Origin of the sequence: Ruminococcus sp. CAG:379 (assembly GCF_000434255.1) — a bacterium.
Lineage (GTDB): Bacteria > Bacillota > Clostridia > Oscillospirales > Ruminococcaceae > Ruminococcus_F > Ruminococcus_F champanellensis.
The window spans coordinates 22,722-35,824 of record NZ_FR894882.1 but is presented as its reverse complement, the minus strand read 5'-3'; the positions used below and the strand labels follow the sequence as shown (position 1 = coordinate 35,824).

The following is a 13,103-nucleotide window of genomic DNA, read 5'->3' as shown; positions in this document are numbered from 1 at the left end:
GATCCGCCGCTGCCCCGTCCCGGAGCGGCTCAACCGGATCCTCGCCTGCGGGCTGGTGCCTTTGGCGCTTGTGGCATGCGTCCTCAGCTACGGCTACTGGAACATGAACCACGTCGTGGAAACCACATATCAGATCTCCACTGACAAGCAGCTGTCCCAGCCCTACCGGGCAGTGCTGATTGCGGATCTTCACTACGGCAACGGCATCACCGGGGAAAAGCTGGCGGAGCAGTGTGACCGGATCTCCGCCCAGAATCCGGATTTTGTCCTGCTGGACGGGGACATCGTGGACGAGAACACCAGCCGGGCGGGTATGCAGGAGGCATGCGCCCTGCTGGGAGGCATCCGGGCTCGGTACGGCATTTACTACGTCTACGGCAACCACGATCAGAACAACTACAGCAGCGATCCGGCTTATACCTCCCAGGAGTTGTATGAAACCCTGACCGGTCAGGGGATCCGGGTGCTGGCGGAGGATGCGGCGGTCATCAACGGGGACATTACCCTCATCGGCAGATCGGATCCGGGCTTCCTGGCGGAGAACCGGACGGAGATCCGGGAGCTTCTGGAGAAAACCCATGCGGATCCGGATACCTTCTGGCTGGTGGAGGATCATCAGCCCCTGGGGCTTGCCAAAAATGCGGCTGCCGGGGTGGATCTTACCGTGTCCGGTCATACCCACGCCGGGCAGATTTTTCCCATCGGTCTGCTGGATCGGCTGGTGCAGTTCAATGAGATGAACTATGGCTGCCGGGAGCAGAACGGCATGTATGCGGTGGTCACCTCCGGCATCTGCGGCTGGGGCTATCCCATCCGCACGGAGGCACACTCGGAATATGTGTGGCTGGAAATCGGCGGCGCATAAAAAGAGCCCGTCTGTACCCTTTGGTGCAGACGGGCTTTGCGCTTGGTTCACGGCTTTTGTATGGTGCTGTCGATCAGCGCCCGGTACTGGTTCAGGAATGCGTCTGCCGCCTTGGCACAGCCCGTATCATTGGGGTGTCCGCCGTAAAGGGCTTTGGCAGGATCCGCCGGATCCGCCAGGCATGCGGCAAAGTCAAAGTATTCTGCCCCCAGCTCCTCTGCGATCTTCGGCACGGCGGCATTGTATGCGTTGCGGATGGCTTCTGCCTCCGGCTTCAGATCAAAGGGCGGCGCATTGAACAGCACCACCCGGCAGCCTGCCTCCCTCAGGGCGGATACGATGCTGCGGACAGAGGCTTCGATCTGCTCCGGGGAATCCGCCCCCGTGCCTCCGTACCTGCCGCTGATGATGTCGTTGGTGCCGAATGCCACCAGCACCATCTCATACGCCTTGGCACGCTCCAGCCAGTCGCCGCCCCGTGCGGCATCGCTTGCCCGGGCATAGCCAAGCCCCAGGTTCCATAGGGCATAGTCCTCTCCCAGGGTGCCGGCAATCTGTGCCGCCCAGAATTTCCGGCCGTTGGCAGTGGTCTGACAGCCCTGGGTGATGGAATCCCCGAAGGCGGCGATTTTGGTGCCTACCTTCCGGTCACAGCCGATCAGCACCGGCATGGGCACCTCGTTGGCGTAAATGAACTGTCCGCCGGTGCTGTAGAAGGCGGGGGTCAGACCGGACATGCAGATACAGGGGATTTCCTTGCCGGTGATGGTCCACTCCCAGATCAGATAGTGATCCTCCGGCAGGGTGAGGGACACCGGGTCGCTCCAGAATGTCTCTCCGGGCGCTACCTGTCTGGACTTGCTGCCGTCAAAGGTGATCTCTGCCAGCAGCACTTCTCCGGTCATCAGAGCACTGCCGTCCGGCTGGATCTGTCCGCCGTCATACACTGCCGCTCCGGCAATGCTGTAGGCGCCGCCGGGCTGACCGCCATAGCCCAGCCTGCCATCGTCCCAGGTGGAATCCACCGTGTTGGAGAAGTAAAAGCTGTAGTCAAAGGTGCCGTATGCCTCCAGAGGAAAGTATCCCCGGTAGGTGACGCCATTCGCCTCATCGATGCATTTGTTGTTGCCGGTGGCGATCACCGTGTTGGAAACATATTGGTCGAATTTTGTGGGCTGCCGGGCAGGGGCAGCGGATTCCGCCTGAGAGGAGGCGGTCTGTCCGCAGCCGGAGCATCCGGCAAACACCAGCACGCCCAGCAGCAATGCGCAGATTTTCTTCATATCATAACACTCCATGTTCCGGAGCAGTCCTGCAAGCCCACAGGCTGCCCCTTTTTTGTTTGGGTTCATTATAGCACAAACCTGCCTCAGACTGCAAGGGCATCTGATTCTGACTGCTCCAGGATCATATGGACAAGCTCCCTGGCTGCCACGCTCAGAGGCTGCTCCTTTCGCTTGATGAGGGCAATGTGCCGTTTGGGGATCGATTCCTTCAGATCGATCTTGCAGACCCCGCTGCTGTCCTGTAAAAATTCCTCCGGCACAAAGCCCACGCCCAGATCCGCCTGTACCATGGGGAGGATCTGATCGGCGGTGAAGGCTTCAATATCCGGCTGATAGGGTAGTCCATGCTCCGTGAAAAGCCCGGAGAAAAACGCAAAGGACTTGGTATCCTTCCCCAGGGAGATCAGGGGGAAATGCGCCAGATCCGCCAGGCTGACCTGTCTGCCTGTCAGAGCGGTAAAGTACGGGGAGCAGACGGCAACCTCGGTGATGGGCTTTACAAGAGTCTCCGCCAGAGAAGCCGCCTGCACGGTGGGGGTGGTGACCACGGCAATGTCCGCAGTACCCTCCTTCAGGGCGCTGATCGCCTGGGGCGTGGAATGGTTGCTGATGCGGATGTGAATGCCAGGGTACAGCAGCCGGTATTTTTTCAGCACCGGCAGCAGCATGCACCGCAGCGCCACCTCGCTTGCCGCAATGTAGACCGTGCCGCTTTGCAGGCTGCGCTGCTCAGTGATCTCCGCTTCTCCGGCGCTGATATGCTCCATGGCTATGCGGATATGCTCGAACAGCTGCTCCCCCTCCGGCGTCAGCTTCATTCCCTTTCGAGAACGGGAAAACAGAGGACACCCCAGCTCAGCCTCCAGCTTTTTTATGGTTCTCGTCAGATTGGGTTGGTTGTTCAGCAGCAGCCTTGCCGCCTGTGAAACGTTTCCGTATCGGGCAACGTAGTAGAATACCCGGTAGTAGTCATAGCTGATGTACATCTGTGCAGCTCCTTTTTATATCTGAATGATATCGCGATCATATCTAACATACATTTTACATATATGCCTTCCTGTATTATAATAAATACAATTCAGAAAGTCAAGGGCAATGCCGCACAAAGCTCATGCGGCGGACGTTGCCCAGGAAGAAAGCGGGTCTGTAAAATGGAACTGGTATTAGAGGCATTGATGTGCGTCATGTTTGATGGGGCGATGGGCTTCCTGATCCTCCGTTCCCTGCAATGTGCGCACACCGAGAAAAGGAGATACCGCATCGCAGACGGAATCTTTGCGCTGGGTTTCCTGCTGGGACTGGCTGCAAAATGTCTTGCCGGTGGCAGCTGGATCGTGCTGACCCTGCTTGCTCTGGGCTTTATGCTTTCCTACACGGCATTTGTGCTGACATTCCCCGAAAAGAGGAAGCACTGTGAAGGGCGTTAAGCCCGTTCGGGGGCAAATGTCCGACAGCTTCCGGGCGGCGTTTTTTATCATTCTCTCCGGCGGATTTCAGGATGCATACACCTATACGTGCCGGGGGGAGGTGTTTGCCAACGCCCAGACGGGGAACATCGTGCTGCTCAGTACGGCATTGTTCCAGCGGGAGTGGCAGACTATGCTGAAATATCTGATCCCGGTTCTGGCGTTCCTGATCGGGACAGCGGTTGCAGAGTGGATTCATATCCGGCTCAAATGCTATGAAAAGATCCACTGGCGGCAGATCATTCTGCTGTGTGAGGTGGTGCTTCTGCTTGCGGTAGGCTTCCTGCCGCCGGTTTTTGAGCCTCTTGCCAATGCGCTGGTGTCCTTTGTCTGCGCCATGCAGGTACAGACCTTTCATAAGGTACGGGGGCATGCCTACGCCAGCACCATGTGTATCGGCAATCTGCGTGCCGGAACGGAGGCGCTGTGTGCATACTTCCGTGTCCGGGACAAGGAGATCCTGCAAAAGGCGCTGACCTATTTCAGCGTGATCCTTGTGTTCGGCGTGGGTGCCGGTCTTGGCAGCATTCTGACTCTTACTCTGGGCTGCCGGGCAATCTGGATCTGCTGCCTGCTGCTGTCCGTCAGCTTCGGCATGATGTTCGTGCCGGAAAAATAAAGGCGATGCCGCATCTTCTGCGCAAGCGTGCCCGTACCAGTTCGGTATGGGCTTTTGCCGTTCCCCGGGGGCAAAATGTGTACAAATTCCAAATAGTATGCTGGTACCCTTGCAATCAGCATGGAAAGGGAGTATAATAAAGACAGCGAAATGCTGTCTTTTTCTTTTATGATGATGCAAACAATTCTGATTTCGTCTTTGCAGGTTCGGAGGATATCTGATGAATACCCGTTATATACATCGTTTCTTTTTTGTTGCATATCTTGTCATGCTTGCCTGTACCCTGCTGCTGTTCGGCATCAATGCCCGGCGCACCACCGGTGAGGAAAGCCCCTACTGGGGCAGGTCTGCCCAGTCCTTTTCCCAGGGCTGGCAGGATGAACAGGGGGATGCGGTGGATCCGGGACTGCTGAATGCGGAAAAGGATCACCCACGCTCTGAATGGTATGAGATCCATGCGGAGCTGCCCCAGGTGCTGCCGACGGACGCAACCCTGTCCTTCCGCAGCCTGTATCTGCGGTTCACTGTCATCATAGGGGAGCATGAAATCTATTCCTACGGCATGGAGCCATCCCATGTATTCGGCAATTCCCCCGGCACTTGCTGGCACCATATTCCCCTGTCCGGTACCTATGCAGGGCAGACGCTGACCATCCGCTATGCCACTTCCTATAACGCCAGCAATGAATGCTTTGCGGATATGGAGCTTGCCGGTGGTGCCCAGCTGATTGTGGATGTGGTGCGGCAGGGTCTGCCCGGATTGATCGCCTCCGGACTGCTGCTGTTTCTGGGAGTTGTGTTCATGCTGGTGGATCTGCCTGCCAACCGGATCATGCACCGACCCAATCATGGGCTGCTGTATCTGGGGATTCTGGCGGTGGTGGTGGGGCTCTGGTCCTTCACAGAGACCCATGTGCCGGATCTGTTCGTCACCTCCCAGCAGGCGCTGAACGTGTTCTCTCTGATGCTCCTGTCTCTGACCCCCATCCCCATCGGACTGTTTCTGTTTGAATGCCTGATGATCTGGAAGGAACGTTTGTTCTATATCGGCTTTGGATTGTCGGTTCTGGAGTTTGTAGTCTGTCTCATCCTCTACATGAGCGGCGTAACGGATTATATGCGTACCCTGTTTATCACCCAGGGGCTGATCCTGTATTTCCTGATCCTGATTGTGTATACGGTTGCCATCAACATCCGGGATCGGGAGCGCTCCCGGATGGAAAAGGGGCTGATCCTGTCCGGTATCAGCATTATGGGGGTCTGCGTAGGGGCGGATCTGATCCTCAGTAAGCTCAGCTACCACCTGGACAACGCCCGGTTCACCCGGGTGGGCATGATCCTGTTTATTCTGCTGTTCGGCGTGCTGAATATTTTACAGGCCATGACCCAGGTCAAGGAAAACAGCCAGCTGGAGCTGGTCAGTCAGCTTGCCTATAAGGACGGGCTCACCGGCATCGGCAACCGGACTGCCTTTAATGAGCGGCTTGCCGGCCTGGAAACCATGCGGCAGCAGATCGACCCGGTGAGCCTGGTGATGCTGGACGTGAACAATCTGAAAACCGCCAACGACAAGTTCGGGCACCAGCAGGGGGACATCCTCATCAAGGGCGCTTCCGGCGTCATCCACGGCGCCTTTGCCGGACTTGGCACCACTTACCGGATCGGCGGAGATGAATTTGCCGTGGTGATCTCCAGCAGCACCGGCAGGGAGGGCATCGAGTCCGCTCTGCGGATCATGCAGAAGGATATGGACCGGTTCAACGAAAACGAAATCTGCGCCGTGCCTCTGAGCATCGCCTGGGGGTATGCCTGCGCACAATCCCCGGAGGATCCCATCAGCCGGATCATGGAGGAGGCGGACGAGGCCATGTACGCCCGGAAACGGGAAATGAAGCAGAAAATGGGACAGACACCGGTTGTCCGCTAACATGCCTTGCATGTCCCTTGACAATGCCGCATAGCTATGTTATAATGGAGCAATTGCAAGGGAGTAGTTTGCATCATACGGATGTGGCAAGTCAACATACTGACCTTCTGGTCTGGCTTGTCTGAAAGAACGAGACTTGCGTATGGCTTCGGGCTGTGCGTAGGTCTCTGGATCGGGTACAGCGTTGTGCCCGATTTTTTTATTGGCATTTGCGGAGGGAGAAGGAAAATGGGATTTGTAGAATTGTTTCTGATTGGCGTGGGGCTGTCCATGGATGCCTTTGCGGTATCGGTCTGCAAGGGGCTGAACATGAAGACCCTGAACCGGAAGCACGCCCTGGTGATCGGGCTGTTTTTCGGAGGCTTCCAGGGGATCATGCCTCTGTTGGGGTGGCTGCTGGGCAAGCAGTTTGAGCGGTACATCACTGCCTTTGACCACTGGATCGCCTTTGTACTGCTGGCGTTCATCGGGGGCAAGATGGTGTGGGAGGCGCTCCACGAGGATCCGGAGGAGGTCTGTCCCCAGCCCAGGCTGGATCTGAAGGAGCTGTTCATGCTGGCGGTGGCAACCAGTATCGACGCACTGGCTGTGGGCATCACCTTTGCGTTTTTACAGGTCAACATCTGGGGTGCCGTTTCCCTCATCGCCGCCACCACCTTTGTGCTGTCCGTGATTGGGGTATGGGTGGGCAACCGGTTTGGCAGCCGGTTCCAGACCAAGGCGGAAATCGCCGGGGGCGTGATTTTGGTGCTGATCGGCTTGAAGATCCTGCTGGAGCATCTGGGCGTTCTGGGATAAAAAACGGCAGCACCGCAAGCTCTGCGATACTGCCGCATTCATTTCAACTCTAGAATCGTGACACCGTTGTTCAGTCCCAGGATCTTCCGGCTGATCCGGGGGTGCTTCAGTTCCACCCGCACATACCGCAGCAGTGCCTGACCGCTGTGGGAGCCGTGGATCACTTCGATTTCCCGGACGCTGGCAGGACAGCTTTTCAAAAGCGCCAGCATGGCACGTCGGGCTTCTGCAACGGTCATGCCGTGCAGGTCAATGGTTCTGCTGTACATGGGCATCCTCCTGTTCCTGCATGGCAAGCACGTCCCGGGCAAGCTGCTCCGCCTGTTGGTAGCTGTCCAGCCCGTAGCATCGGGAGCGGAACCCTGCCGCACCCCGAAGCCCGTGCAGGTACCATGCCGCATGCTTCCGGGCTTCCTTCATCCGCTGCGGCTCCGGCTTTCCTTTGCCGGTTTCCAGAATCATCCGGATATGCAGCAGCATGGTTTCCATCCGCTCCTCCACGGTAGGGGGCGTGTAGGGGATGCCCCGGCAGGCAGCGTCGATCTCCTGGAAGATCCAGGGGTTTCCGTAGCTCGCCCTGCCTACCATCACCAGGTCGCAGCCGGTTTCCCGGTACATGTTCAGGCAGTCCGCTCCGCTGCATACGTCCCCGTTGCCGATCACCGGCACGGACACTGCCTGCTTCACCGCCCGGATACAGCTCCAGTCCGCTTTGCCGCTGTACATCTGGCTCCGGGTTCTTCCGTGAATGGCAATGGCCTGTGCCCCAGCCTCCGCCATCCGGCAGGCAAATTCCACACAGTTTACCGTGTCCTCGCTCCAGCCCCGGCGGATCTTCACCGTTACCGGCACGTCCGACGCCATCCGGGCTGCTGCCACCAGGTCGGCGGCAGTGTTCATATCCTGCATCAGCGCAGAGCCTGCCCCGGTATTCACCACCTTGGGCACGGGACAGCCCATGTTCAGATCGATTACATCCGGCTGAAAGGGCAGCAGCAGCTTCACCGCCTGCTGGATAAATTTCGGTTCACTGCCAAACAATTGCAGCGCCATGGGGCGCTCCTCCGGGGTGATGGTGCAAAGCTCTGCGGTTTTGCTGTCGTTGTAGCACATACCCTTGGCGGAGATCAGCTCGCTGGTGACCATGCATGCGCCAAAGCTGCGGCACAGCTGCCGGTAGGCACGATCCGCCACGGATGCCATGGGGGCAAGGGCGGCAGTCCGGGGCAGTTCCAGCCCGGCGATGGTGACCCGGTTCATTCCGCCTCGCCCTTCTCTTTTTTCCGGAACACCAGCAGCTTGCTGAGCACATAGTTGGCAACAAAGATCAGCACCTGGCTGACAAAGGTGATGACGGTTTCGTTCCAGTGCATCAGATCGCAGCACAGCAGGAAGATGCCCTCCTCCAGCACGAAGGTCAGCAGCCGTGCCCCGTAGAAGGAGGCGAATACCCGGAAAAATTCCTTTGCCCCCTTGGTCTGGTTCTTGAACACATAGGCTTTGTTGGTGAAGAAGGCGAAGGTCACTGCAAAGATCCAGGACAGAGTTACTGCCAGGGTGGTGCGCCAGGGCTGCCCTTGATCCGGCACCAGGGCGAATACCGCCAGCTTGGTGACGATGGAGATCAGGGTGGTGAGTCCGCCGAAGAGTACATAGAGCAGCTGCTCCTCATATTTGTGGTATAGATCCTGCAGGGGCTTGGGCAGGAAGGACAGGATTTTTTCGATCAGCTTCAGCATAGTGGAGTCCTTTCTTTTGGCAAAGCCGCTAGGGTGCTTTGTGCGGTGTTGCCTTTGTAGTATCCCTTATATCATAGCATTTTACAGGCGTTTTTGCAAGCCCCACTTTTTACGCCTTTCCGGCATCCTGTACAGAATCTTTCCACACTGCATAAATTCCTTGCATATTTTCTATGCAAAACGCTGAAATCCGCTTCTGAAACCGGATTGCGCCCCTTTTGGCGGGCGGTTCCCCTTGATTATTTTCCAAAGGTATGATATTATAATCATAGCCGCATATCTCCACCGAACCGGAATGGAGCACTGCGAAAACAGAGAAAAACAGGAGATATAAATGACAGAGATCATTATCATCGTGCTTTTGATTGCCATGTCCGCATTTTTTTCCGGCAGTGAAACCGCATTTTCCACCGTCAACAAGATCCGGCTGAAAAATTACGCCGCCCAGGGCAATAAACGGGCTTCCCGGGCACTGGAGGTTGCGGATCATTTTGACGCTGCCCTGACTGCCATTCTGATTGGCAACAACGTGGTCAACATTCTTTCAGCCTCCCTGGCAACGGTGGTGTTCACCCGGTACCTGGGGGCAAGCGCCGTCGGGGTATCCACGGCGGTGATGACCGTGCTGGTGCTGCTGTTCGGGGAGATCACCCCCAAGGCATACGCCAAGGCTCACGCCGAGTCCTGCGCTCTGCTGATGAACCGGCCCATTCTGGCGCTGATGTGGATTTTCCGGCCCGTCAACTGGGTGTTCCAGAAGATCCGGGGACTGAAAAAATCCGGAGAGCAGGCACCCAGCGTCACAGAAGATGAGCTGAAGGTCATCATCGACGAGATCGAGGAGCAGGGGGTTCTGGAGGAGCAGGAAAGCGACCTGGTGCGCTCCGCCCTGGAATTTGACGAGATCCAGGTTGCCCAGATTCTGATCCCCCGGGTGAATGTGGTGGCTGTGGAGCGCTGGGAGGATGTAACCCGGATCAAGGAGCTGTTCTTTACGGAAATGTACTCCCGGCTGCCGGTGTATGACAAAAGCATCGACAACATTGTGGGAGTCATTACCAGCAAGGACTTTTTCCGGATGCTGGATCAGGGCGGCCAGGACATCGGCACCATTATGCAGGATGTACTGCGGATCTCCGAATTCAAGCGCATCAGTGAAGTGCTGCGCAGTATGCAGCGTACCAAGCTGCACCTGGCGGTGGTGCTGGATCAGTACGGAGGTACCGCCGGCATCGTCACCATGGAGGATATCATTGAGGAACTGGTAGGGGAGATCTACGACGAAAATGACGAGGTGGAATCCCCGGTGACGCAGATCGGGGAAAACACATACGAAGTGTCCGGGGAGCTGAGCACCAGCGACCTGTGCGAGAAGCTTTCCCTGCCGGAAAACGCCATTGAAAGCGCCAGCGTATCCGTAGGGGGCTGGGCGATGGAGCTGTTTGGACACATGCCCCAGCCCGGAGAGCAGATCACCTCCGGCAGATTTGAGCTGACTGTGCTGAAAATGACGGATCAGAAGATCCAGAGCGTGCGGCTGCGCATTGCGCCGGAGCCGTCCGTCCGGGAGGATGAGGAAGCATGACGACAGTTTTTGAGGTTTGCTTTTGGGTGGGCGTGTCCGTCACGGTCATCAACGCCCTGCTGGGTGCCTTCTTCGATATCATCGATTTCGGCATCGATTTTGACCTGGATTTTGATCTGGGAGGGCTGCATCTGGATCCGGGGAATTTTCTGCCCCTGTCCCCCTCCCTGCTGTTCATGTTTCTGACCATCTTCGGGGGCACGGGCATGATTCTGCAGGGGCGCATCCCCTTATGGCTGGTGATCGTCCTGGGCATTGCCCTGGGTCTGCTGGCATCCTTCCTGGTGAACCGGTTCGTGGTGCGCCCTCTGAAGCGGATTTCCGAAAAGGAAAGCGGCGGCGAGGCGGATTTTATTGGCATGAACGCCACCGTGACGGAGCGGATCTTCCCCCAGGGCTTCGGCAGGATCTCCTTCGTGTATGAGGGCAACAGCATTTCCGAGCCCGCCCGGTCGGAGGATGGGAAGGAGATCCCCACCGGTACCTCCGTTGTGGTGCTGGAGGTCCGGGATAAGGTATATATCGTACAGCCATTGCGGTAAGCAAACACACGGTTGTGTGCTGCATAAAAATGAAAAGTTGGAGGTTTTGGAATGGAAGAGATTTGGAACAGCTTGGGGTCTACGGGTCACATTGTTGTGATCGTACTGCTGGTGATCGCACTGGTGGTCATCGGATTCCTCACCATGTGGAAAAAGGTGCCCCAGGACAAGGCAATGGTCATCACCGGTATGCGTAAGCGGGTCATCAGCGGCGGCGGCGGATTTGTAGTGCCCCTGCTGGAGCGTGCGGACTACATATCCCTGGAGAACATCAAGGTAGAGGTTCAGGTCAAGGACGCATTGTCCATGCTGGGCGTTGGCATCACCGCCAGCGGCGTTGCAGTCATCAAGGTGCGCAACGACCGGGAATCCATTCTGGCTGCGGTGGAGCAGTTCAACACCGGCAATCAGCAGAAAACCATCATAAATATCAAGGACACCGGCTCCGACGTGCTGGAAGGTAAGCTCCGTGAGATCGTGTCCAAGCTGACCGTAGAGGAGATCTACCGGGATCGTGAAAAGTTTGCCTCCAAGGTACAGGAGGTGGCTGCCATTGATCTGGCGGAAATGGGTCTGGAAATGAAGGTATTCACCATCCGGGACATCAGCGACCGGAACGGCTACCTGGAAGCACTGGGTGCGGAAAAGATCGCCCAGGTGAAGAAGGACGCCAACATCGCCAAGGCAGAGGCACAGATGGAATCCGACATCAAGACGGCGGAGGCTGTCCGGCTGGGTGAGGCGGCAAAGATCGAATCCCTGACCCGGATCGAGGAATGCAACAAGAACAAGGAACTGAAGGTTCAGGAATACAAGAAGCAGAGCGAATCCGCAAAGGCGAATGCGGATCTGGCGTATCAGATCCAGGAGAACATCACCCAGAAGGAAGTCATCGAAACCGCTATGGCGGCAAAGATCCTGGAAAAGCAGCGGGAGAAGGAACTGGTTGACGAGCAGATGCGCATCGAGATCCTGAAAAAGCAGAAGGAAATCGAGCTGGCGGAAAATGAAGTGCTCAAGAAGGAAAAGGAGCTGGATGCCGGAGTCAAGAAACAGGCAGAGGCTGACAAGTTCCAGTCCGAAAAGCAGTCCGAAGCGGAAAAGTACCGGGAGATCGCCCAGGCAGAGGCTGCCGCTACTTCCATCGAGCTGGAGGCAAAGGCAAAGGCAGAGGCTGTCCGGATCCAGGGTCTTGCAGAGGCGGAGATCATCCGGGCAAAGGGTGCCGCAGAGATCGAGATCGTCAAGGCAAAGGGCGAGGCAGAAGCCAACGTCATGAAGGAAAAGGCACAGGCGTTCCGGCTGTACAATGACGCAGCAATGGCGCAGATGATCGTGGACAGAATGCCGGAGATCGCCCAGGCCATTGCAGCGCCTCTGGCAAAGACCGAGAAGATCGTCATTGTGGACAATGGCAGCACCAATGGGGAGGGCGCACGGGGCGCTTCCAAGGTGACCAATTATGTAACGGATATCATCGGGCAGCTGCCTGAGACGGTGGAGGCTCTGACGGGCTATAATCTGATGGATGTGTTCAAGAAGAAGGGGCAGAGCGCCCAGACGCCTGCCGCTGATACGGTGGAAGCAGCACAGGAAGCGGAACCGGCGGAGTAATTCGTCCATGCTGCCCGCCGGAAGGAGGGGACGGCTATGTATCTGATTAAACAGGCGAATATGCTCAAATGTACCCTGGAGCCGGGGGATCGGCTCAGTGAGACCCAGCTGATGGAGATCACCTCCGGCGGGCACAGCAGTCTGCTCCCCTGCCAAAGGGCGCAGATCAACGGGGTCATGACCCTGGTGTATGATACCCACGCCTACAACACCGTGGAGAGCAGTGCTGCCCATATGACACCCCAGCAGATGCGGCAGACCATTCTGGAGCTGCTGCATGCCCTGCGGCAGCTGGAGCGTCAGTCGGAGCTGAGCGGCCTGCGGATGGGGAACCTTTGCGTGGAATTTGACAAGGTCTATCTGAACGGAGAGACCCTGCGTCCGGCGTTTGTGTATGCGCCCCTGGAAACTGCCAGGGAGTTCCCGGAGGCGGAGCTGCGGCACGAGATCATGGAGACCATCCAGTCCAATGCGTGCGTCCGGGATGAGGGGAACGAGATGCTCCTCCGGTATTTGCAGGATCCGGGTAACGGCTTGTACGACCTGATCGACCGGATCCCGAAAATCGAGCAGGAGGCATCCCGTCCGGCGCCCGCACCGGAGCATGGGGAAGCCTTTCATCAGCTTCAGGTGGAAAACCGCCGGCTGCGGCAGAGAATGCT

The 13,103-nt window shown here is 57.3% G+C and carries 14 protein-coding genes; 9 read left to right on the top strand and 5 right to left on the bottom strand.

Annotated elements, in window-relative coordinates; translation table 11 throughout:
- The first annotated feature begins 103 nt into the window (after positions 1 to 103).
- On the top strand, positions 104 to 865 hold the full coding sequence (locus QVO51_RS05040) for a metallophosphoesterase (protein WP_022357478.1): 762 nt from the start codon (positions 104 to 106) through the stop codon (positions 863 to 865).
- A gap of 47 nt (positions 866 to 912) precedes the next feature.
- Here QVO51_RS05040 and QVO51_RS05035 read toward each other — a convergent pair whose 3' ends face one another.
- Both QVO51_RS05035 and QVO51_RS05030 read right to left on the bottom strand, forming a co-directional pair.
- Positions 913 to 2,148, bottom strand: a complete 1,236-nt coding sequence (locus tag QVO51_RS05035; protein ID WP_022357477.1) for an SGNH/GDSL hydrolase family protein — start codon at positions 2,146 to 2,148, stop codon at positions 913 to 915.
- Positions 2,149 to 2,234: 86 nt separating this feature from the next.
- The gene (locus tag QVO51_RS05030) at positions 2,235 to 3,137 is read right to left on the bottom strand and encodes a LysR family transcriptional regulator (RefSeq protein ID WP_022357476.1); all 903 of its coding nucleotides are present in this window, start codon (positions 3,135 to 3,137) and stop codon (positions 2,235 to 2,237) included.
- Between the two features lie 165 nt (positions 3,138 to 3,302).
- Between QVO51_RS05030 and QVO51_RS05025 the strand changes: the two genes are divergently transcribed.
- The 4 genes from QVO51_RS05025 to QVO51_RS05010 all read left to right on the top strand — a co-directional run bounded on the left by QVO51_RS05025 (position 3,303) and on the right by QVO51_RS05010 (position 6,961).
- A complete protein-coding gene (locus QVO51_RS05025) occupies positions 3,303 to 3,578 on the top strand; it encodes a hypothetical protein (protein ID WP_276745984.1) in 276 nt (91 codons plus the stop codon).
- Complete coding sequence (locus tag QVO51_RS05020; protein WP_022357474.1) at positions 3,565 to 4,236, top strand: YoaK family protein; 672 nt, start codon at positions 3,565 to 3,567, stop codon at positions 4,234 to 4,236. Before QVO51_RS05025 ends, QVO51_RS05020 begins: the two co-directional genes overlap by 14 nt.
- 220 nt (positions 4,237 to 4,456) lie before the next feature.
- A complete protein-coding gene (locus QVO51_RS05015) occupies positions 4,457 to 6,163 on the top strand; it encodes a GGDEF domain-containing protein (RefSeq protein ID WP_022357473.1) in 1,707 nt (568 codons plus the stop codon).
- A 228-nt stretch (positions 6,164 to 6,391) separates the two neighbouring features.
- A complete protein-coding gene (locus tag QVO51_RS05010) occupies positions 6,392 to 6,961 on the top strand; it encodes a manganese efflux pump MntP (protein WP_022357472.1) in 570 nt (189 codons plus the stop codon).
- A 38-nt stretch (positions 6,962 to 6,999) separates the two neighbouring features.
- Here QVO51_RS05010 and QVO51_RS05005 read toward each other — a convergent pair whose 3' ends face one another.
- From QVO51_RS05005 to QVO51_RS04995, 3 genes are read right to left on the bottom strand one after another with little or no spacing between them, the layout of a single operon-like run.
- Positions 7,000 to 7,230 carry a Smr/MutS family protein gene (locus tag QVO51_RS05005; RefSeq protein ID WP_015557560.1) on the bottom strand — a complete coding sequence of 77 codons (231 nt, stop codon included), beginning with the start codon at positions 7,228 to 7,230 and terminating at the stop codon, positions 7,000 to 7,002.
- Positions 7,211 to 8,221: a tRNA dihydrouridine synthase DusB gene (gene dusB / locus QVO51_RS05000; RefSeq protein WP_022357471.1), complete on the bottom strand. Its 1,011-nt coding sequence runs from the start codon at positions 8,219 to 8,221 to the stop codon at positions 7,211 to 7,213. Before dusB ends, QVO51_RS05005 begins: the two co-directional genes overlap by 20 nt.
- The gene (locus QVO51_RS04995) at positions 8,218 to 8,700 is read right to left on the bottom strand and encodes a GtrA family protein (protein ID WP_022357470.1); all 483 of its coding nucleotides are present in this window, start codon (positions 8,698 to 8,700) and stop codon (positions 8,218 to 8,220) included. The genes dusB and QVO51_RS04995 overlap by 4 nt, the downstream gene beginning before the upstream one ends.
- A 334-nt stretch (positions 8,701 to 9,034) precedes the next feature.
- On the opposite strand from QVO51_RS04995, the gene QVO51_RS04990 reads away from it, so the two are divergent.
- From QVO51_RS04990 to QVO51_RS04975, 4 genes are all read left to right on the top strand, one after another.
- Entirely contained in the window at positions 9,035 to 10,285 is a 1,251-nt protein-coding gene (locus tag QVO51_RS04990; RefSeq protein ID WP_022357469.1) for a hemolysin family protein, read from the top strand.
- Positions 10,282 to 10,827, top strand: coding sequence for an NfeD family protein (locus QVO51_RS04985; RefSeq protein WP_022357468.1), 546 nt, complete (start codon positions 10,282 to 10,284; stop codon positions 10,825 to 10,827). The genes QVO51_RS04990 and QVO51_RS04985 overlap by 4 nt, the downstream gene beginning before the upstream one ends.
- Positions 10,828 to 10,878: 51 nt before the next feature.
- Positions 10,879 to 12,441 (top strand): flotillin family protein, encoded by a 1,563-nt coding sequence (locus QVO51_RS04980; protein WP_022357467.1) that lies wholly within the window; start codon positions 10,879 to 10,881, stop codon positions 12,439 to 12,441.
- 36 nt (positions 12,442 to 12,477) lie between these two features.
- Positions 12,478 to 13,103 (top strand): DUF6382 domain-containing protein (locus tag QVO51_RS04975; RefSeq protein ID WP_288167881.1); only part of this gene is annotated, 626 nt, incomplete at its 3' end.